Below are 17,799 nucleotides of genomic sequence, written 5' to 3' on the forward strand. Positions count from 1 at the left end.
GCCCAGAGTTCACCCTGGGGACGGGGTTGATTCACTTGTGGTGCCGGAGTCGGACGCGTTGGCGGCCCACCGTGTCACCGTGGGGCGCAGGCGACCCCCCGGCCCGCCCCGGGCAGCACCGCAGTCAGCAGTAGAAGGTCGAGAGAGGGACACGAGACATGCGCGACGCGTACCACGAGGAACTGGACTCGATCGGAGAGAGCCTGGTCGAGATGGCCCGGCTCGTCGGTTCCGCGATCGGGCGGGCCACGACGTCCATGCTCGATGCCGACCTCAAGCTCGCCGAGAGCGTCATCGCCGCCGACCAGAAGGTCGACGACCTCCAGCACGACCTGGAGGCGCGCGCCATCGCGCTGCTGGCCCGCCAGCAGCCGGTCGCCACCGACCTGCGGATCGTCGTGACGTCGCTGCGCATGAGCGCCGACCTGGAGCGCAGCGGCGACCTGGCCCAGCACGTGGCGAAGCTCGCCCGGCTGCGCTTCCCGGACCGTGCCGTGCCGCGGGACCTGCACGCCACGATCCTGGAGATGGGGCAGCTGGCGCAGCGCCTGATGGCGAAGGCGGCCGAGGTCATCATCACGAAGGACGTGGACCTGGCGCTCCAGCTGGAGCAGGACGACGACGAGATGGACCAGCTGCACCGCACACTGTTCCAGCACCTGATGGACGACCGCTGGAAGCACGGCATCGAGACGGCGGTGGACGTGACGCTGCTCGGCCGCTACTACGAGCGCTTCGCGGACCACGCGGTGTCGGTGGCCAAGCGCGTGGTCTACCTGGTGACGGGTGAGCACGCGGACGAGCTGCAGCATCCGACCCCGATCGAGGGCGCCTGACGCAGCCGGGCGGGCAGGCCGTACGGCGGGCAGGACGCCGTAGGGCGGGCCGTGGCGAGCTTCCGTGCGCCGTTGACGCGCCGGTGGAGCTGGGCATGAATGAGGGCGAGGCGGCCGTCGCACGAAGCCCCGTACGCCGCGGGGCACCGCCTCGCCGAGGAGGAACCATGCCCGATTCCCCCGTCCCCATCACCCCGGAGCAGGAGCAGCCGCAGAAGCCCGAGCCGCTGCGGCTTCCGCTGCTCGCGGCCTGCGGCTGCGGCTCCGGCTGCGGTTGCGGCTGCCAGTCCGGTGCCCCCTGCCAGTGCGGAGGCTGACCGGGTCCACCCGGCTCGGCACCGCACCCGGTACGACGAGAGGCCCCCTGCCCGCGGACAGCCCGCCGGCGGGGGGCCTTTGTCGGTCCCCGTCCCCCGGCGCCCCGGCGTCGGTGCGCCACGGCCGCTGCTCCTACCGCAGGAGCCAGTTCCGGGTCAGCTGCATGACCTCCGCGCGGCTGCGGCCGCCGTGGTCGGCGGCGATGAAGTGGGAGCCGATCCGCAGGGAGAAGGTGATCAGGGACCGGACCTCGACGTCGTCCTCGTCCTCGCAGAAGGCGCGGTACAGGGAGCGCAGGTACTCCATGCGCCGGCTGTCCGCACGGCGCAGCCGCTCGGCGACGGCCTCGTCGCGCCGGGCCCAGTCGCGGATCGCGAGGTCCGCGTCGACGCCGACCACGGGCCCCTCCTCGTACGAGGCGACGATCGTGAACAGCCGGTCCAGCCGGGCCCGGGCGTCTCCTCCGCCGCTCTCCACGAGTTCGATCACCGCCTCGCTGACCTCGCGTTCCCACGTGTCGAGCATCTCGGCGAGCAGCGCGGCCCGGCTGCCGAAGTAGCCGTAGAAGCCGCCTTTGCTGACGCCGAGCGCCTGCGCCAGGGACTCGACGCGCACGGCGTCCGGCCCCCCGGCGGCCAGGGCCCGCAGCCCCTCCTCGATCCATTTGCCGCGCGGGGTGCGGGTCGCGCCCATGGTGCGTCCTCCTCGTAGGGACCATTTCCGACCCCCTTATATACGGTGCCGTATAGAAGGGTACTAGCCTCGATCTATACGGCATCGTATAGATAGGGGCACGCCTCATGAGACTCCCCAGCACCGCTCACACCTCCCGTCCCTGGCGCATCCACGAGATCGCGCCGGACTTCCGGGTCGAAGACGTGTGGGCCCTACCGACGCCCGGCGGGCCGGACGACCTCGCGCGGCTGGTCCGTCAGTTCGCCAGGGGCTCCGGCGACCCCGTCCCCTCCCCCGTGGGGCGGGCTCTCTTCGCGATCCGCTGGAAGCTCGGGGCACTGCTCGGCTGGGACAAGCCCGCCGACGGCCTCCGCTCGCGGGTGCCGACCCTCCGTGACCGGCTGCCGGCGGACCTCCGCGACGGCGAGCGCGGGCCGGACCTCACCGCCGCCCCGTTCACGTCCGTCTACCAGACGCACGACGAGTGGGCGGCGGAGATGGCCAACAAGACCATGCACGGCGTGATGCACATCGGCTGGGTCCCGGACGGCAACGGCGGCCACCGCGGCCAGATGGCCGTCCTGGTCAAGCCGAACGGCCTGCTGGGCGCCGCCTACATGCTGGCCATCAAGCCCTTCCGGTACGCGGGCGTCTACCCGGCGCTGCTCCGCTCCATCGGCAACGAGTGGCGCGCGAACACCGCCCGATGACCTCCGCCGGCTACCGGTTGCCGTGATGGCCGAAGACGTCGACGACCAGTCGGCGCTGTCGCGGCCCCGGGACGCACGGAAAAGCCCCCGACCCGCAGCACATGTGCAGGTCGGGGGCTTGCTCGCGCTGTTCGTTACTTCTTGCCCTGGTTCTTGACGGCCTCGATGGCGGCCGCGGCGGCGGCCGGGTCCAGGTAGGTGCCGCCCGGGTTGAGGGGCTTGAAGTCGGCGTCCAGCTCGTAGACGAGCGGGATGCCGGTCGGGATGTTCAGGCCCGTGATGTCCTCGTCCGAGATGCTGTCCAGGTGCTTGACCAGGCCGCGCAGCGAGTTGCCGTGCGCGGCGACCAGGACCGTGCGGCCCGCCAGCAGGTCCGGGACGATGCCGTCGTACCAGTACGGCAGCATGCGCTCGACGACGTCCTTGAGGCACTCGGTGCGCGGACGCAGCTCGTTCGGGATCGACGCGTACCGCGCGTCCTCGGACTGCGAGAACTCCGTACCGTCCTCCAGCACCGGCGGCGGGGTGTCGTAGGAGCGGCGCCACAGCATGAACTGCTCCTCGCCGAACTCCGCGAGGGTCTGCGCCTTGTCCTTGCCCTGCAGCGCGCCGTAGTGGCGCTCGTTCAGGCGCCAGGAGCGGTGCACCGGGATCCAGTGGCGGTCCGCCGCCTCCAGGGCGAGCTGCGCGGTGCGGATGGCGCGCTTCTGGAGGGAGGTGTGCAGAACGTCGGGCAGCAGGCCGGCGTCCTTCAGCAGCTCACCGCCCCGGACCGCCTCCTTCTCGCCCTTCTCGGTGAGGTTGACGTCCACCCAGCCGGTGAACAGGTTCTTCGCGTTCCATTCGCTCTCGCCGTGGCGGAGGAGGATCAGCTTGTACGGTGCGTCGGCCATGCGTACGAGCCTAATGGACGCGCCAGGGTGTCGATTGACGGCTCGGGTCAATTGGGTGGCGCCCGGAGCCCCCACCCTCGTAACGTGCCCACCGGCATGGCGACGCTTACACCTCGGGGGGATTCCGTATGTCCGCTGCCAGTCTGAGACGGGCCGCCCGGGAGAGCGTCTCGGGGCTGCCCCCGGCGTTCTGGTGGCTGTGGACGAGCACGCTCGTGAACCGCCTCGGGGCCTTCGTCGCCACCTTCATGACCTTGTACCTGACGCTGGACCGGGGCTACTCCGCCTCCTTCGCGGGCCTCGTCGTCGCCCTCCACGGGCTGGGCGGCGTGGTGTCCTCGCTGGTCGCGGGTGTGATGACCGACCGGCTGGGGCGGCGCCCCACCCTGCTGGCCGCCCAGGCCTCGACCGCCTTGTCGGTGGCGCTGCTGGGCTTCATGCAGCACCCGGCGGCCATTGCGGCGGTGGCGCTGCTGGTCGGCACGACCTCGAACGCCTCCCGCCCGGCGGTCGCCGCGATGATGGCGGACATCGTCCGCCCCGAGGACCGCGTACGGGCCTTCGCGCTCAACTACTGGGCCATCAACCTCGGCTTCGCCGTGAGCGCCACCGCCGCGGGCCTGATCGCCGAGTACAGCTACCTGGCCGGATTCCTCGGCGAGGCGGCCCTCACGCTGGTGTGCGCGGTGCTGGTGTACGTCAAGCTGCCCGAGTCCCGGCCGGAGGGCGGCGGGCCGGGCGCATCGGGCACCGCGGGTGCCACTGCCGCGTCCGGTGCGGGGGCGGCGGTCGGGCTCGGGACCGTGCTGCGCGACGGGCGGTTCATGGGCGTGGTCGGACTGTCGTTCCTGATCTCGCTGATCTTCACGCAGGGGTCGGTCGGCCTGCCGGTCGCAATGGGCGCCGCCGGGTTCTCGCCCGGGGACTACGGGCTGGTCATCGCCGTGAACGGGCTGCTGATCGTGGTGCTGCAGATCCCCGTCACCCGTTTCATCGAACACCGCGACCCGCAGAAGCTGCTGGTCGTCTCGGCACTGCTGGCCGGTTACGGCTTCGCGCTGACGGCCTTCGCCGGGCCGGTGTGGGCGTACGCGCTGACGGTGTGCGTGTGGACGCTCGCCGAGATCGTGAACTCGCCGACACAGATGACCCTGGTCGTACGGCTCTCGCCGGTGCACGGGCGCGGGCGCTACCAGGGCGTCTACTCGATGTCCTGGGCGGTGGCCGCGCTGGTGGCGCCGCTGATGGCGGGCTTCGTGATCGACCGCTGGGGCGCCGGCTGGCTGTGGGCGGCCACGGGTGCGCTCGGCACGGTGGCGGCGGCCGGCTACTGGCTGCTCATGCGGGACCTTGCATCGGGAGACCGGGGTACGGGCCCGGGCGCAGCCGGCGGTGGGAACACCGACCGGAAGGCGGCGCGAGAGCCGGCCGCCCACGAGCCGTCGGCGACTCCCGAGCCGTCGGCAGGATGCGAGGCGTCGGCGACTCCCGAGCCGTCGGCAGCACGCGAGCCCGCGGTCACCGCCCCGGCGGGCAGGGCCCCCGCGGCCGCCGGGCCGCTCCCCTGCGCGGACCCGGTGGGATCGGTCTGAGCGCGCCGCTCTCGGCCGGCGGCCCTCCCCGCGCCGTCAGTCGGACGGGTCGGCAGGGTCCTGCGCCGGCCCGTCCTGGGGGCGCGTCAGGTGCTTGAAGGCGTCGAGGTTGAAGGTCGGCTCACCGCGCGAGACCCGCCACTCGTACTCGCGCCGGATCGAGCTCGCGAAACCCAGCTCCAGCAGGGTGTTGAAGGAGCCGTCCGCCGCCTCCAGCACCGTGCCGAGCAGCCGGTCCAGCTCCTCCGGAGTGACGACCGACAGCGGCAGGCGGGCGGTGAGGTAGATGTCGCCGAGGCGGTCCACCGCGTACGCCATCCCGTACAGCTTGAGATTGCGCTCCAGCAGCCAGCGGTGGACGCCCGCCTCGTTCTCGTCGGGGTGGCGGATCACGAAGGCGTTGACCGACAGCGAGTGCCGGCCGACCCGGATCGAGCAGGTGGTGCTCAGCTTGCGCGTGCCGGGAAGCTGGACGACGTAGGTGCCCGGCTGGGGGCTCTCCCAGCTCAGTTCCGCTCCGGCGAGCGCGCTCTCGATGATCTCGGCGGTGTCAGCCATGGTGGGAGCGTACGCGACGGCGGTGGTCGTGCATCGCCGCCGTGTACACGTCGGCCGTGCCGGCGGCCGCCGTGTCCCAGCCGAAGAACTGCGCGTGCCGCGCCGCCGCGGCGCCCATCCGGTCCGCGAGCCCGGGCTCGTCGACGAAGCGGCGCAGCTGCCGCGCGTAGTCCGCCGGGTCGTGGCCGGGTACGAGGATCCCCGTGACGCCGTCGTCGACGGCGACGGGCAGTCCGCCGACCTCGGCGGCCAGCACCGGGGTGCCCGCCGCCTGGGCTTCTATGGCGACGAGCCCGAAGGACTCGCTGTAGGACGGCATGACCAGCACGGACGCCGCCCGGAACCAGTCCGCGAGCCCGTCCTGCGCGACGGGCGGGTGGAAGTGCACGAGGTCGGCGATGCCGAGTTTCGCGGCGAGCTTCTGCAGGCCTTCCGGCTTGGCGAGGCCGCTGCCGCTGGGGCCGCCGACGACGGGCACGAAGAGGCGGCGGCGCAGCGAGGGGTCGCGGTCGACGAGGACGGCGACGGCACGCAGCAGGATGTCGGGGGCCTTCAGCGGCTGGATGCGCCCGGCGAAGAGGGGTATGACGGCGTCCTGCGGGAGGCCGAGGCGGGCGCGGGCGGCGGCCCGGCCGTCGCCGACGGTGAAGCGGTCGAGGTTCACGCCGGGGTGGACGACGGCCACCTTGGCGGGGTCGGCCTCGTAGTACCGCACGAGTTCGTCGGCCTCTTCGGCGGTGTTGGCGATGAGCCGGTCGGCGGCGGAGACGATCTGCGTCTCGCCTATGACGCGGGCCGCGGGCTCGGGGGTGTCCCCCTCGGCCAGGGCGGCGTTCTTGACCTTGGCCATGGTGTGCATGGCGTGGACGAGGGGCACGCCCCAGCGCTGGGCGGCGAGCCAGCCGACGTGCCCGGAGAGCCAGTAGTGGGAGTGGACGAGGTCGTAGTACCCCGGGCGGTGGCCGGCCCAGGCCTGCATCACGCCGTGGGTGAAGGCGCACAGCTGGGCCGGGAGCTCCTCCTTGGCGAGGCCTTCGTAGGGGCCGGCGTCCACGTGCCGCACCAGGACGCCGGGGGCCAGCTCGACGACGGGGGGCAGCCCGCCGGTGGTGGCCCGGGTGAAGACCTCGACCTCGATGTTGATCGCGGCCAGACGGCGGGCCAGTTCCACGATGTAGACGTTCATCCCCCCGGCGTCGCCGGTGCCGGGCTGGTGCAGGGGTGAGGTGTGCACGCTGAGCATGGCCACCCGGCGCGGCTTGCGGTGGTGGCCGACGGCCGGCAGGCGCAGCCGGGGCGGTTCGTGGCGGGTGGCGGCGCGGGCGGCGGCGAGGCGCCCGCTGAGGCTGCCGCCGAGGCGGGACACGTACTGGCTCAAGGAAGCGCTTCCTCTCGGCTCGGACGGTGCGCGCGCGACGCTCGGACGGCAGGACGGACGGACGGCATGGCTGCGAGGGCGCGTGGGGCGCCCTGCAAGGAGTGCAACCCGGATGGCCGTCCCCCGCATTCCGGGACGGCCGCTTTTCCTGCGCGTTCCTCGGGTTTCTTCGTGTTTCCCGGACGCCGCGCGGTCCGCGGGGGTGCGCCGGGCCCTTTTCACCGCGCGGGGGCACTCCGCTTACCCTCGCCCCATGGCCTCCCGCAGTACCCCGTCCCCGTCACCCGGCCGCGCCGCCGGCCGTCCTGTGGGTTCGGTGACGCGCGGGACGACGAATCCGAACCGGTTGCGCCGGATGGACCGCTGGATCGCCGCCTCCCACGGCGCCGCGCTGCGGCGGGCGGCGGAACCGGTGGCGGTGGACCTCGGGTACGGGGCCGCGCCCTGGACGGCGGTGGAACTGCTGGCGCGGCTGCGGGACGCGGCGCCGCGGGTGCGGGTGGTCGGTATCGAGATCGAGCCCGCGCGGGTCGCGGGGGCGAAGCCGTACGAGCGCGAGGGGCTCAGCTTCCGGCACGGCGGCTTCGAGGTCCCGCTGGAGGGCGGGGAGCGCCCGATGCTGATCCGCGCGGCGAACGTCCTGCGCCAGTACGACGAGGAGCAGGTCACGGAGGTGTGGGCGCGGCTGTGCGCGCGGCTGGCGCCGGGCGGGCTGCTGGTGGAGGGGACCTGCGACGAGATCGGGCGGCGGCACGTGTGGGTGGCGCTCGGTCCCGAGGGGCCGCGCACGGTGACGTTCGCGACGCGGCTGGGCTCGCTGGAGCGTCCCTCGGACCTGGCGGAGCGGCTGCCGAAGGCGCTGATCCACCGCAACGTGCCGGGTGAGCCGGTGTACGCGTTCCTGCGCGACTTCGACCGGGCGTGGGCGGCGGCGGCTCCGTACGCCTCGTACGGGGCGCGGCAGCGCTGGATCCGCACGGCGCGGGCGCTGTCCGCGCACTGGCCGCTGGCGGACGGGCCCGGGCGGTGGCGGCAGGGGGAACTGACGCTGCGCTGGGAGGCGTTGCGCCCGGTGGGGTGAGAGCGGACCGCGGGGGAACCGGCGATCGGGGCGGGCCGTTGATCCGTGAGGGGCAGGGCTCGGGGTCCGTTGGGGCAGACAAGATCGAAACGGCATCCACAAGGGTGTCGGATTTCGACGACTCGTGGCACCATCCCGGTGACGGTGCGAAGTTACTGATGAATAGTCAGATCTGATACGAGGTCTGACTCGGGTGCCTGGGGGGACCATGGGGTCGGTTGGGCGACGGCGAGGCACAGGCTCTCTCGTGCTGCTGTGCGCGATGGCGGTGCTGACGGCACCGGGCCTCGCGACGGGCACGGCGTATGCGGCTCCGGCAGCCCCGGCAGCGCCCGGGGCTCCGGCGGCGCCGCTGCCCGATCCGGGCGGCAAGTCCCTGGAGCAGGTCCGCAAGGACATCGACGAGCTCTACCGGCAGGCGGGCAGCGCGACGGACGCGTACAACCTCGCGGAGGCCGAGACCAAGGCCCAGTCGGAGAAGATCGTCGAAATCGCCAACCTGATCGTCGCCGGCAAGGAGCGGATCGCGACCCTGAAGAGCCGTGCCGGCGCCGCGGCCCGCGCGCAGTACCGCGCGGGCGGCCTGCCGCCGGGCGCCCGGCTGGCGTTGAGCGACGACCCGAACCAGTTCCTCGACGGGGCGGACCGGTTGCGGCAGGGCGAGAAGGCTGCCTCCAACCTCCTGTCCGAACTGGACCGTACCCAGACGGACTTGCAGCGCTACGCGGAGGAGGCGAGCGAGCGCTGGAAGAAGCTGGAGGAGAACCGGGTCAAGCAGGAGGAGTCCAAGAAGCAGATCGAGGCGAAGATCAAGGCCGCGGAGGAGCTGGAGAGCAAACTGGAGGCCGAGGAGAAGGCCCGGCTGATCCAGCTGGAGCAGGAAGCGCAGTACCGGGCGCAGACGGCGTGGCTGTCGTCGGGCGCGATGAAGGACGTCAACGGCAAGGCCACGGACGCCGGCAAGCGGGCCGTGCAGTTCGCGACGGCGCAGATAGGGAAGCCGTACAAGTGGGGCGCCGTCGGCCCGGACTCCTTCGACTGCTCCGGGCTGACCTCCCAGGCCTGGCGCGCTGCCGGGCGCGGCATCCCGCGCACGTCGCAGGAGCAGCTGCGGCTGCTGCCGAAGATCGCGCTGAAGGACATGCGGCCGGGCGACCTGATCATCTACTTCGACGACGCCAGCCACGTCGGCATGTACGTGGGTGACGGCGCGATGGTCCACGCCCCCCGCCCCGGCCGCGACGTGACCATGGCGGGCGCCGGCTCCATGCCGATCAAGGCAGTGGTCCGCCCGGACGCGTGACCCCATCCGGACGGCACGCGCAACCGTCCGTGCCGCCCGAAACGCTCCGGACGGGCCGCCGGTGACGGGCGCCCGGTGACGGACGGCGAGCGGCCGGTGGCAACCCCGGCGGTGTGGGGGACGTCTCGTGGGGCGGGACGGAACGCGGCGCGGCCGTGAGCTTCGTCATCCGGTGAGGCCGATTTTCCCCCGTGATGACGGCATATGACGGAGGCCCGCGCCAAGAACGGCATTCCGTTCGCGGGGCAGGGACCGCTAGGGTCTGCCGGACGAGCACCCTCGGGGGGAGGGAAGGAACCGGAAACGATGCCCGTACCCGTACCGCGGCAGAGGGAGACCTCCGCCACGGAGAGCGGTCAGGCCGTTCTGCACACCGCCGCACCGCCTGGCTCCACAGGTGCCGGCGTCACGCAGGCGACCCCTCAGACCACCGCCCTGACCCTCCTGGTCATCGAGGACGACCCCGCCGGCGGGCTCACCGTCCCGGAGATCCTCGACGCCGACGGCCACCGCATCCGGCTCCGTACCGCCCGCAACCTCACCGAGGCCGAGCGGCTCCTCACCCCCGACGTGGCCTGCATCCTGCTCGACCTGTCGCTGCCCCGCGCCGGCAGCCGCGTCCCGTCCGCCACCGCCACGGCCGCCCCGGCCGTGCCGACCGGCGCGCCCGGCACGGCCACCGCCACCGCCGATCCGCAGCTCGCCGTCCTGCACCAGGTGCTGCGCCTGGCCCCGCGCCACGCCGTCCTCGTCCTCACCGACGAGGACGACGCCGAGCGCGCGGCCGAGGCCGTCCGTGTCGGGGCCCAGGACTTCCTCTTCCGCGACGAGCTGGACGGACGGCTGCTGAGCCGCGCCATCCGCTACGCCGTGGAGAGAAAACGGGCCGACATAGCCCAGTACAAACTTGCAGAATCGAAACTGCGCGCCCAGGAGAACGCCCGCCTGGAGCGCGGCCTGCTCCCCACCCCGCTCCTCGACGGCTCCGATCTGCGCTTCGCCGCCCGCTACCGCCCCGGCCGCAGCCGGGCCCTCCTCGGCGGGGACTTCTACGACACCGTCCGCACGCCCGACGGCACCGTCCACGCCATGATCGGCGACGTCTGCGGCCACGGCCCCGACGAGGCCGCCCTCGGCGTCGAGCTGCGCATCGCCTGGCGCGCCCTGACCCTGGCGGGCCTCTGCGGGGACGACCTGCTGGCCACGCTCCAGGAAGTGCTGGAGGTGGAGCGCCCCTGCGAGGAGATCTTCGCGACGCTGTGCACCGTCGACATCGCCCCGGACGGCCGCCGCGCGGGCCTGTGCCTGGCCGGACATCCGGCCCCGCTGATCTCCCGGCCGGGCCGCCGTGCGCGGCTGCTCCCGTACGAGAACAGCGGCCCCGCCCTCGGCCTGCTGCCCCGGGCCCGCTGGCCGCGCCGGCAGGTCGAGCTCGGCGGCACCTGGAGCCTGATGCTCTACACCGACGGCCTCATCGAGGGGCGGATCGGCGAGGGCAGGGAACGCCTGGGCCAGGACGGCATGGTGGAGATGATCAACCGGCACCTGGACCTGGGTCTGAGCGGTGAGGGGCTGCTGGAGGCCTCCGTGACCGAGGCGCGCCGCCTCAACGGCGGCGAGCTCACCGACGACGTGGCCGTGGTCCTGCTCTCCCGTTCCGAGGGCTGATCCGCCCGAGACCGGGCGGACGCCTCACCGGCTACCGGCTACCGGCCGCCGTTGTAGGGGCCGTACGGGCCGTCGCTGCTGCTGCCACCGCTGCGGCGGCCGCCACCCGAGACCTGCTTGAGGGCCGGCCGGACGTCCACGAAGAACACGATGGTCGCCACCAGACCGGCGATCTGGAGGAACAGCAGCCCCAGGAAGGCGTCCACGAGCACGGTGATGCCGAGGATGACCAGCCAGAAGGTCTTGCTCTGCTTGTCGGCCGCCCGGTACGCGTCGTCCCGCGCCAGCAGCGCGAATCCGAAGGCCACCACGGCGAGCACCAGCATGGCGAGCCCGAGCAGCGGGATCACGCCTTGATCGAACCCGTCCATCAGCATCGCTCCGACCGCCTTCTTCTGCTCGCGCTTCGCACTTCGGGTGCCGCCTCACACCACGCTACCGGCACACGCCCCTGCATCCACCCCAACGGGCCGGGCCCCTGAAGGGTGCCCGGCCCGCCGTACGCCCATGCGGGCGGGGTGCTCAGCTCGCGTCGTCCGCGCTGACGGCGGCCTTCTTGGCCCCGCCGCCCCGGCGCGCGGCCGGCTTCTTCGCGGTGGACTGCTCGTCGGCCGAGGCCTCGGCCGACGGCTCGGCGGCCGCCTCCGGCTCGGACTTCGGCTCGGGCCGCGGCTCGACGACGACCGCGATGTCGACGATCTCCTCGGAGACCCCGCCGCGCCAGGCCCGCACGGCCTGCTCACCGTGCTCGGCGACCTTGTCGTAGGTCTCCTTCGCGCGCACCGCGTACTCGGCGGCCACGCCGACACCGCGCAGCGCCAGGTCCTGGGCGGTCTCCCCGATCTTCTTCGGGTCGATCGCGCCGAACACCTCGGCGACCTTGGCGGTCACGGCGTCCTGCACAACCTTCGGGTCCGTGTTCTTCACGGCCTCGATGCGCGCGGGGGCCTCGGCGCGCAGCTGCTCGATGAGCTCCGGAACCTTCTTCGCCTGCTGGACGGCGAGATCGGCGGTGCCGGCGGCGAAGTAGAGGGGAGTGGGGTCGGTGAGGGTCTTCTTCAGGTCATCGGCGATGGCCATGTGCTGGTCCTCCCGGATCAACTTCAGTCGGTCTTCGACGGCATCTCGTCGGAGGGGGCGTCAGGAACTGCGGGCGCGTCGAGGGCGTTCTCCTTGCGGAACGACTCGTAGATCTGGAGCAGCACCTGCTTCTGCCGCTCGTTGATGGACGGGTCGGCGAGTATGACGGCTCGCGTCTCCACCTCGTCGCGGTCCCGCTCGTCGAGGATCCCGGCCTGCACGTACAGCGTCTCCGCGGAGATCCGCAGCGCCTTGGCCAGCTGCTGGAGGATGTCCGCGCTCGGCTTGCGCAGCCCGCGCTCGATCTGGCTCAGGTACGGATTCGACACCCCCGCCGCGTCGGCGAGCTGCCGCAGCGAGAGCTGCGCCTGCCGCCGCTGCTCGCGGAGGTATTCGCCGAGATTCCCGACGTTGAGCGATGCCATGCCGCCGATCCTGCCGGACCCCGCTAACTTTTGCAAGCAGATGCTTGCAACATCTCCCGGTGCCGCAGGCCGCAGCGGGCGCCGCTGTCCCGCTCCGGCCCGTTCTGACCTGGGAAAACTGCCTGGACTCCGGGCGGTGACCGGCATATCTTCACCGGGCACGATCTTGGCGGGCCCCCGCACGACCGGTGGGGCCGTCCGCAGGTCATCCGTTTCCCCGGGGGGTCCACCGTCATGTCCTTCACCGCGCCCGGCTCACCGCCGCCTCCGCAGCCGCCGGCCGGTCCGCAGCCGTACCCGCAGGCCGGCCCGGCGCCGTACCGGGGCCCCCACCAGGCCCCCTACCCCGGCGGGCCCGTGTATGCGGCGCCGGTGCCCCATGACGTGCTGCGCTCCCCGAAGGGGCTCGCGACGGCGCTGACCTGGCTGCTCGGCGCCTCGGCCGCGGTGCACCTCTTCTCCGCCGGCGCCGGCGCCTACGAGCAGTCGTGGTTGCGGGGCTTCTCCGGGGACACCCACTTCGACGACCTCGAACTCGGCCTGTCCCCCGCGCTCACCGTCCTCGCCGGGCTGCTCCAGCTGCTCACGGTGCTGCCCACCGTCGTCGTGTTCATCATCTGGTTCCACCGCGTGCGCACCAACGGCGGCGTCTTCCGCCCCGACGCCTTCACCCTCGGCAAGGGCTGGGCCATCGGTGGCTGGTTCATCCCCGTGGCGCACTTCGTCCTGCCCTACCAGGTCGCCCGGCAGACCTGGCGGGCCAGCACCCAGCTCGGGCCCGACGGCTCCGACCGCCCGGCGCCCGCGGCGCTGCTGACGTCCTGGTGGGTGGTCTGGGTCCTCTCCACGATCGTGGGCCGCGTCTTCGGCCGGATCTACGCGGACGCCGACACGGTGGACGAGCTGCTCGCGGCGGGCAGGCTCGGGATCGCCTCGGACCTGGCCACCGCGGTCGCCGGGGTGCTCGCCGTCCTCTTCGTCCGCAGGCTGACGGCGATGCAGAACACGATGGCGGCCGAGGGCCCGTACGCGCGCGCCTGACGGCGGCGCCGCCGGGCGCCGCAACCGAGGGTCAGGCTGCCGCCGTGGCGATCACCACCGTCGCGTGCCGCTCCTCGCAGGTGACCGCGCGCACCGACAGGCCCGCCGAGGTCAGCGCCGACGCCGTCGACGGAGCCTGCCGGGCGCTCGTCTCGATCAGCAGCCGACCGCCCCGCGCCAGCCAGGCCGGAGCACCCGCCGCCACCCGGCGGTGGACGTCCAGGCCGTCCGCCCCACCGTCCAGCGAGACCAGCGGCTCGTGCCGGCGCGCCTCCGACGGCATGAGGGCGATCTCCTCCGTAGGCACGTACGGCGCGTTGACCACCAGTACGTCCACCCGGCCGCGCAGCCCGGCCGGCAGCGCCGCGTACAGATCGCCCTCCCACACCCGGCCGCCGTACGGGGCCACATTGCGCCGCGCGTACGCCAGCGCCGCCGGGTCGATGTCCGCGGCGTGCAGCTCCACACCGCCCGGCGACTGCGCCGCCACCGCCGCGCCCAGCGCGCCGACCCCGCAGCACAGGTCCAGCACCACCGCACCCGGCCGGGTCAGCGCCACCGCCTCCTGCACCAGGAACTCGGTGCGCCGGCGCGGCACGAAGGCCCCCGCACCCACATGCACGCGCAGTCCGCAGAACTCCGCCCAGCCCACGACGTGTTCGAGCGGTTCACCGCCCACCCGGCGGGCCAGCAGCTCCACCAGGTGCGCGTCGTCCCGGGCGGCGCCACGCAGCAGTTCCGCCTCCTCCTCCGCGAAGACGCATCCGGCCGCGCGCAGGGATTCCACCAGTGACGTCATCATGTCGGTCCTCGTCTCAGAAAACGTCCGGACACCACGGACGGCGCGCGGTGCGGAACACCGCGTCCGCCAGCGCCACCGCGCCCGGCCGCTCCTGCGTCAGCCGGCCCAGCGCGGCCAGCCGCACCGCGGACGCGTCACCCAGATACAGGGATCCCAGCGCGGACACGTCCAGGCGCAGGTCGGCCGGCTCCTGCGTGCGCTCGCACCCGCCCGCCCCCGCGTCCAGCCGGTAGCGCCCGCCCGCCGGACCCGCCTCGTCCGCGACCTCCAGGACGAGGACCCCCGGCACCTCGTACGTCCGCGCACCCAGCGCCCGTACGACGTCCAGCACCCGCACCCACAGGAAGTCCGCGGCGGTGACGACCCGTGCCGACCGCGGGTCGGGCAGCAGCTGCGGGAGGAGGTCGTCAGGTGCCCGGTGACCGGTGCGGACCTTCTGCACCCAGTCGATGGAGCACAGGAACTGCCACAGCGCCCGCTCCGCCTGCGGGGTGAGCGCCAGCAGGTCGTGGACCTGCACGGTGTTATGCGGCACCTTCGCGTCCGTCCAGTGGTCGTCGGCGGTGTAGACGGCCGCGCCGGCCACCTCGCCCTGCGCCGTCCGGTACACGGCGTGGAACTTGTCCTTGTAGGGCCGGTGCGACATCTCCTCCAGGCCGGTCACCACGTTCCACCAGCGCTCGTCCCGGTTCACCGCCCCCGGCACGGCCGCGCGCAGCGCCTCGTGCAGCCCGGGGCCGAGCCGCCGGAAGTCGGCCGCGTCCACCAGCTCGATCCGCCCGCCGTCCACGGGTGCCGACAGCCGCCGGTCCAGCCCGGTGCGCGGTACGTCGATCTCCCACTCCACGAGGGAGGTGGCGGGCCCGAAGCCGTACCGCCCGTAGATCGGGTACTCGGCGGCGATCAGCGTCGCCAGCACGTCGCCGCGCGCGGCGGCCGCGGTGAACTCGGCCTGCATCATGCGGGTCAGCAGACCCTGCCGCCGGTGCGTGGGCAGCACGACCACATTGGAGATCGCGGTGGCGGGGACGGCCGCGCCACCGGGCACGGTCAACTCCTGGGCGAAGGAGCGGAAGGCTCCCACACAGCGGCCGGTGTCGGCGTCGAACGCGCCCTGGGTGCGGGCGAGGTCGTTGTACTTGGCACGCTGGGCGACATCGGAGTCCGTCACCCGGGTCGCGGTCAGGAAGCCGGTGTGAACGGCGCGCAGCCAGTCGTGGAGCTCGGATTCGGCGATCGGCCGGACGTCAGCACTCATAGCGGCCCACGCTAATCGCCCGCGCGGCGCGGGTCGCCGCATTTTCTAGGCGAGCAGGTCGTCCACCTGCGCCTCCCCTTCCCGGTAGCGCCGGGTGATCTCCGCACTGCACTCGTCGACCGTGCGCTGGAGCTGCTGCCGGCGCCGGGAGACCTGCTGCTCGTAGCCCACCAACCGGGCCATCCCGTCGTGCAGTTCGCCGTCCGTGCGGGCCTGGAGGTCCGACAGCTCGACGTCGGCGAGCATCTCCGCCGCCAGGATCCGGTACTCCTCGCTGTGCGGGGTGCCGAGCGTGACGTGCCGCGCGGAGGCGCTGCGGCTGGAGGGGGCGTCGGTGAGGATCACCGAGAGCCGGTCCACCACCGGCGCCTCGGGGTCGGTCCGCCGGGCGAGTTCGGCGCGCAGGATGTCGATGCGGCCCTGCAGCAGCCTGCGCACGTAGCTCAGATCGGCCTCGTCGCGCTGGGCGTCGCGGCGCAGCGCCCGCAGCTCGGGCAGCCCGAGCCCGGTCGCGGCCGGCGCCGCCGCCGCGGGCCCCTGCTCCTGCGTCTCGGCCGTGCGCTGCGCGGGCGGTCGTACCGCGGCAGTCGCGACGGAAGAGGGTGATGCAGGTACGGAGGTACCAGAAGTATTCATGCGAACGAGTCCGTCCCCTCGACCGGTGCGGCGCACCCGCACCGCCTGCGTGCATCGTGCCACTCTCCGTGGCCCCGGTGCAGTCCCACTCCACCCGATCGGCCCCGGACGGGTGCACGGCTGGTACACAGGTGGTATGCGAGCTGTGGTGCAGAGGGTGGACGGCGCGAGCGTCGTCGTCGGTGGCGAGACCGTGGGCGAGATCGTCGGCGAGGGGCTGTGCGTGCTGGTGGGGGTGACCCACGACGACACGCCGGAGAAGGCGGCGCTGCTGGCGCGCAAGCTGTGGTCCGTGCGGATCCTGGAGGGCGAGAAGTCCTGCAGCGACAACGGCGCTCCGCTGCTGGTGATCTCCCAGTTCACGCTGTACGGCGACGCCCGCAAGGGGCGGCGCCCCACGTGGAACGCGGCGGCGCCCGGGCCGGTCGCCGAGCCGCTCGTGGACGAGGTCGTGGCACAGCTGCGCGCGCTCGGCGCGACGGTGGCGACGGGCCGGTTCGGGGCGGACATGCGGGTGTCGCTGACCAACCACGGCCCGTTCACCATCGTCGTCGACGTGTAGGCCCGGGCGTCAGGGGGCGACGACGACCTCCTGGGCGGCGGCCGTGCCGCCCACGAGCAGCGGCGCATCGACCGGGACGTTCCGCTTGACCAGGGCGAGGGCGATGGGGCCCAGTTCGTGGTGGCGGACGGCGGTGGTCACGAAGCCCAGCTGGCGTCCCTCCTCGCCGTCCGCGGCGAGCCGGACGGGGGCGCCGTGGGCCGGGAGGACGACCTCGGAGCCGTCCAGGTGCAGGAAGACCAGGCGGCGCGGGGGCTTGCCCAGGTTGTGTACGCGGGCGACCGTCTCCTGGCCGCGGTAGCAGCCCTTCTGCAGGTGCACGGCGGTGCCGATCCAGCCCAGCTCGTGCGGGATGGTGCGGTGGTCGGTCTCCAGGCCGACCCGGGGCCGGTGCCCCTCGACCCGCAGGGCCTCGTAGGCCAGGAGGCCGGCGGCCGGTCCGTGCGCGGCGGCGAAGGCCTCCAGCTCGGCGCGGGGCACGAAGACGTCCCGTCCGTACGCGGTCTCCCGTACGACGAGATCCTTCGCGATCTCGGCGATGGAGCCGGCCGGCAGGTGCACGACCGCGAACTCCTGGGTGCGGTCGGTGACTTCGACGCGGTAGAAGAACTTCATCGACTCCAGGTAGCCGATCAGGTCGCCCTGGGTGCCGGGCTCCACGTGCGCCCACGTCGTCTCGCCGTCGTCGACGAGGTAGAGCGCGTGCTCGATGTGGCCGTTCGCCGAAAGGATCAGCGCCTCGGTGGCCTGCCCGGCCGGCAGCTCGGTGACGTGCTGGGTGATCAGCAGGTGGAGCCAGCTGAGCCGCTCGGGCCCGGTGACGGAGACGACCCCCCGGTGCGAGAGGTCGACGAAGCCGCGGCCGTCCGCGAGCGCACGCTGTTCGCCGTACAGCTCGCCGTAGTGGGCGGCGACGCCCTCGTCGCGGCCTTCGGCCGGGACGGCGCCGGGAAGATGGAGCAAGGGGCTGCTGGTCATGCGAC

At 73.0% G+C, this 17,799-nt stretch carries 20 protein-coding genes; 9 read left to right on the forward strand and 11 right to left on the reverse strand.

The annotated features are described in order from the left end of the window. Positions 1 to 158: 158 nt before the first annotated feature. A complete protein-coding gene (phoU, locus tag IF89_RS0122875; RefSeq protein WP_030771158.1) occupies positions 159 to 836 on the forward strand; it encodes a phosphate signaling complex protein PhoU in 678 nt (225 codons plus the stop codon). Positions 837 to 1,003: 167 nt separating this feature from the next. After that, positions 1,004 to 1,153: a hypothetical protein gene (locus tag IF89_RS47055; protein ID WP_199820545.1), complete on the forward strand. Its 150-nt coding sequence runs from the start codon at positions 1,004 to 1,006 to the stop codon at positions 1,151 to 1,153. A gap of 133 nt (positions 1,154 to 1,286) precedes the next feature. On the opposite strand, the gene IF89_RS0122885 is transcribed toward IF89_RS47055, so the two are convergent. Further along, positions 1,287 to 1,847 carry a TetR/AcrR family transcriptional regulator gene (locus IF89_RS0122885; RefSeq protein ID WP_030771161.1) on the reverse strand — a complete coding sequence of 187 codons (561 nt, stop codon included), beginning with the start codon at positions 1,845 to 1,847 and terminating at the stop codon, positions 1,287 to 1,289. Positions 1,848 to 1,954: 107 nt separating this feature from the next. On the opposite strand from IF89_RS0122885, the gene IF89_RS0122890 reads away from it, so the two are divergent. Further along, positions 1,955 to 2,539 (forward strand): DUF2867 domain-containing protein, encoded by a 585-nt coding sequence (locus IF89_RS0122890; RefSeq protein ID WP_030771164.1) that lies wholly within the window; start codon positions 1,955 to 1,957, stop codon positions 2,537 to 2,539. A gap of 134 nt (positions 2,540 to 2,673) precedes the next feature. Here the strand turns inward: IF89_RS0122890 and IF89_RS0122895 are convergent, their stop codons facing one another. Further along, positions 2,674 to 3,432: a phosphoglyceromutase gene (locus IF89_RS0122895; protein WP_030771167.1), complete on the reverse strand. Its 759-nt coding sequence runs from the start codon at positions 3,430 to 3,432 to the stop codon at positions 2,674 to 2,676. A 128-nt stretch (positions 3,433 to 3,560) separates the two neighbouring features. Between IF89_RS0122895 and IF89_RS0122900 the strand changes: the two genes are divergently transcribed. Beyond that, positions 3,561 to 5,024, forward strand: a complete 1,464-nt coding sequence (locus IF89_RS0122900; protein ID WP_078628451.1) for an MDR family MFS transporter — start codon at positions 3,561 to 3,563, stop codon at positions 5,022 to 5,024. 36 nt (positions 5,025 to 5,060) lie between these two features. Here the strand turns inward: IF89_RS0122900 and IF89_RS0122905 are convergent, their stop codons facing one another. Further along, positions 5,061 to 5,582, reverse strand: coding sequence for a YbjN domain-containing protein (locus IF89_RS0122905; RefSeq protein WP_030771176.1), 522 nt, complete (start codon positions 5,580 to 5,582; stop codon positions 5,061 to 5,063). Beyond that, positions 5,575 to 6,960 carry a D-inositol-3-phosphate glycosyltransferase gene (gene mshA / locus IF89_RS0122910; RefSeq protein WP_030771179.1) on the reverse strand — a complete coding sequence of 462 codons (1,386 nt, stop codon included), beginning with the start codon at positions 6,958 to 6,960 and terminating at the stop codon, positions 5,575 to 5,577. The genes IF89_RS0122905 and mshA overlap by 8 nt, the downstream gene beginning before the upstream one ends. Before the next feature lie 253 nt (positions 6,961 to 7,213). Here mshA and IF89_RS0122915 point away from each other — a divergent pair, with 253 nt between their 5' ends. The 3 genes from IF89_RS0122915 to IF89_RS0122925 all read left to right on the forward strand — a co-directional run bounded on the left by IF89_RS0122915 (position 7,214) and on the right by IF89_RS0122925 (position 11,012). Further along, positions 7,214 to 8,041: a class I SAM-dependent methyltransferase gene (locus IF89_RS0122915; RefSeq protein ID WP_199820546.1), complete on the forward strand. Its 828-nt coding sequence runs from the start codon at positions 7,214 to 7,216 to the stop codon at positions 8,039 to 8,041. Between the two features lie 262 nt (positions 8,042 to 8,303). Continuing rightward, positions 8,304 to 9,344: an NlpC/P60 family protein gene (locus IF89_RS0122920; RefSeq protein WP_420706956.1), complete on the forward strand. Its 1,041-nt coding sequence runs from the start codon at positions 8,304 to 8,306 to the stop codon at positions 9,342 to 9,344. Positions 9,345 to 9,650: 306 nt separating this feature from the next. Beyond that, positions 9,651 to 11,012, forward strand: a complete 1,362-nt coding sequence (locus IF89_RS0122925) for a PP2C family protein-serine/threonine phosphatase (RefSeq protein WP_030771186.1) — start codon at positions 9,651 to 9,653, stop codon at positions 11,010 to 11,012. Between the two features lie 38 nt (positions 11,013 to 11,050). Here IF89_RS0122925 and IF89_RS0122930 read toward each other — a convergent pair whose 3' ends face one another. The 3 genes from IF89_RS0122930 to IF89_RS0122940 form a co-directional block, all read right to left on the reverse strand. Beyond that, a complete protein-coding gene (locus tag IF89_RS0122930) occupies positions 11,051 to 11,389 on the reverse strand; it encodes a DUF2516 family protein (protein WP_030771188.1) in 339 nt (112 codons plus the stop codon). Positions 11,390 to 11,534: 145 nt separating this feature from the next. Next, the gene (locus tag IF89_RS0122935; protein ID WP_030771191.1) at positions 11,535 to 12,092 is read right to left on the reverse strand and encodes a hypothetical protein; all 558 of its coding nucleotides are present in this window, start codon (positions 12,090 to 12,092) and stop codon (positions 11,535 to 11,537) included. A gap of 23 nt (positions 12,093 to 12,115) precedes the next feature. Continuing rightward, positions 12,116 to 12,517: a helix-turn-helix domain-containing protein gene (locus IF89_RS0122940; RefSeq protein ID WP_030771193.1), complete on the reverse strand. Its 402-nt coding sequence runs from the start codon at positions 12,515 to 12,517 to the stop codon at positions 12,116 to 12,118. A 234-nt stretch (positions 12,518 to 12,751) separates the two neighbouring features. Between IF89_RS0122940 and IF89_RS0122945 the strand changes: the two genes are divergently transcribed. Beyond that, positions 12,752 to 13,558 carry a DUF4328 domain-containing protein gene (locus IF89_RS0122945; RefSeq protein WP_051807470.1) on the forward strand — a complete coding sequence of 269 codons (807 nt, stop codon included), beginning with the start codon at positions 12,752 to 12,754 and terminating at the stop codon, positions 13,556 to 13,558. Positions 13,559 to 13,589: 31 nt separating this feature from the next. Here the strand turns inward: IF89_RS0122945 and IF89_RS0122950 are convergent, their stop codons facing one another. From IF89_RS0122950 to IF89_RS0122960, 3 genes are read right to left on the reverse strand one after another with little or no spacing between them, the layout of a single operon-like run. Beyond that, complete coding sequence (locus IF89_RS0122950; protein ID WP_030771198.1) at positions 13,590 to 14,360, reverse strand: putative protein N(5)-glutamine methyltransferase; 771 nt, start codon at positions 14,358 to 14,360, stop codon at positions 13,590 to 13,592. A 13-nt stretch (positions 14,361 to 14,373) separates the two neighbouring features. Continuing rightward, a complete protein-coding gene (locus IF89_RS0122955) occupies positions 14,374 to 15,618 on the reverse strand; it encodes a GNAT family N-acetyltransferase (protein ID WP_030771200.1) in 1,245 nt (414 codons plus the stop codon). 45 nt (positions 15,619 to 15,663) lie between these two features. Beyond that, the gene (locus IF89_RS0122960) at positions 15,664 to 16,254 is read right to left on the reverse strand and encodes a hypothetical protein (RefSeq protein WP_030771202.1); all 591 of its coding nucleotides are present in this window, start codon (positions 16,252 to 16,254) and stop codon (positions 15,664 to 15,666) included. Positions 16,255 to 16,390: 136 nt separating this feature from the next. On the opposite strand from IF89_RS0122960, the gene dtd reads away from it, so the two are divergent. After that, complete coding sequence (dtd, locus tag IF89_RS0122965; protein ID WP_030771205.1) at positions 16,391 to 16,816, forward strand: D-aminoacyl-tRNA deacylase; 426 nt, start codon at positions 16,391 to 16,393, stop codon at positions 16,814 to 16,816. 9 nt (positions 16,817 to 16,825) lie between these two features. Here the strand turns inward: dtd and IF89_RS0122970 are convergent, their stop codons facing one another. After that, the gene (locus IF89_RS0122970; RefSeq protein ID WP_030771208.1) at positions 16,826 to 17,794 is read right to left on the reverse strand and encodes a YgfZ/GcvT domain-containing protein; all 969 of its coding nucleotides are present in this window, start codon (positions 17,792 to 17,794) and stop codon (positions 16,826 to 16,828) included. Positions 17,795 to 17,799 lie beyond the last annotated feature (5 nt).

The sequence above is a fragment of the Streptomyces sp. NRRL F-2664 genome (assembly GCF_000719345.1).
In the GTDB taxonomy this organism is placed as follows: domain Bacteria; phylum Actinomycetota; class Actinomycetes; order Streptomycetales; family Streptomycetaceae; genus Streptomyces.

What these genes read in the sequence shown, in the direction of transcription:
- IF89_RS0122960 (WP_030771202.1), bottom strand. Translation starts at nt 16,254, where the DNA reads ATGAATACTTCTGGTACCTCCGTACCTGCATCACCCTCTTCCGTCGCG.
- IF89_RS0122885 (WP_030771161.1), bottom strand. Translation starts at nt 1,847, where the DNA reads ATGGGCGCGACCCGCACCCCGCGCGGCAAATGGATCGAGGAGGGGCTG.
- IF89_RS0122890 (WP_030771164.1), top strand. Translation starts at nt 1,955, where the DNA reads ATGAGACTCCCCAGCACCGCTCACACCTCCCGTCCCTGGCGCATCCAC.
- IF89_RS0122935 (WP_030771191.1), bottom strand. Translation starts at nt 12,092, where the DNA reads ATGGCCATCGCCGATGACCTGAAGAAGACCCTCACCGACCCCACTCCC.
- IF89_RS0122925 (WP_030771186.1), top strand. Translation starts at nt 9,651, where the DNA reads ATGCCCGTACCCGTACCGCGGCAGAGGGAGACCTCCGCCACGGAGAGC.
- phoU (WP_030771158.1), top strand. Translation starts at nt 159, where the DNA reads ATGCGCGACGCGTACCACGAGGAACTGGACTCGATCGGAGAGAGCCTG.
- IF89_RS0122930 (WP_030771188.1), bottom strand. Translation starts at nt 11,389, where the DNA reads ATGCTGATGGACGGGTTCGATCAAGGCGTGATCCCGCTGCTCGGGCTC.
- IF89_RS0122895 (WP_030771167.1), bottom strand. Translation starts at nt 3,432, where the DNA reads ATGGCCGACGCACCGTACAAGCTGATCCTCCTCCGCCACGGCGAGAGC.
- IF89_RS0122940 (WP_030771193.1), bottom strand. Translation starts at nt 12,517, where the DNA reads ATGGCATCGCTCAACGTCGGGAATCTCGGCGAATACCTCCGCGAGCAG.
- IF89_RS47055 (WP_199820545.1), top strand. Translation starts at nt 1,004, where the DNA reads ATGCCCGATTCCCCCGTCCCCATCACCCCGGAGCAGGAGCAGCCGCAG.
- IF89_RS0122945 (WP_051807470.1), top strand. Translation starts at nt 12,752, where the DNA reads ATGTCCTTCACCGCGCCCGGCTCACCGCCGCCTCCGCAGCCGCCGGCC.
- IF89_RS0122905 (WP_030771176.1), bottom strand. Translation starts at nt 5,582, where the DNA reads ATGGCTGACACCGCCGAGATCATCGAGAGCGCGCTCGCCGGAGCGGAA.
- IF89_RS0122955 (WP_030771200.1), bottom strand. Translation starts at nt 15,618, where the DNA reads ATGAGTGCTGACGTCCGGCCGATCGCCGAATCCGAGCTCCACGACTGG.
- dtd (WP_030771205.1), top strand. Translation starts at nt 16,391, where the DNA reads ATGCGAGCTGTGGTGCAGAGGGTGGACGGCGCGAGCGTCGTCGTCGGT.
- IF89_RS0122950 (WP_030771198.1), bottom strand. Translation starts at nt 14,360, where the DNA reads ATGATGACGTCACTGGTGGAATCCCTGCGCGCGGCCGGATGCGTCTTC.
- IF89_RS0122970 (WP_030771208.1), bottom strand. Translation starts at nt 17,794, where the DNA reads ATGACCAGCAGCCCCTTGCTCCATCTTCCCGGCGCCGTCCCGGCCGAA.
- IF89_RS0122900 (WP_078628451.1), top strand. Translation starts at nt 3,561, where the DNA reads ATGTCCGCTGCCAGTCTGAGACGGGCCGCCCGGGAGAGCGTCTCGGGG.
- IF89_RS0122920 (WP_420706956.1), top strand. Translation starts at nt 8,304, where the DNA reads ATGGCGGTGCTGACGGCACCGGGCCTCGCGACGGGCACGGCGTATGCG.
- IF89_RS0122915 (WP_199820546.1), top strand. Translation starts at nt 7,214, where the DNA reads ATGGCCTCCCGCAGTACCCCGTCCCCGTCACCCGGCCGCGCCGCCGGC.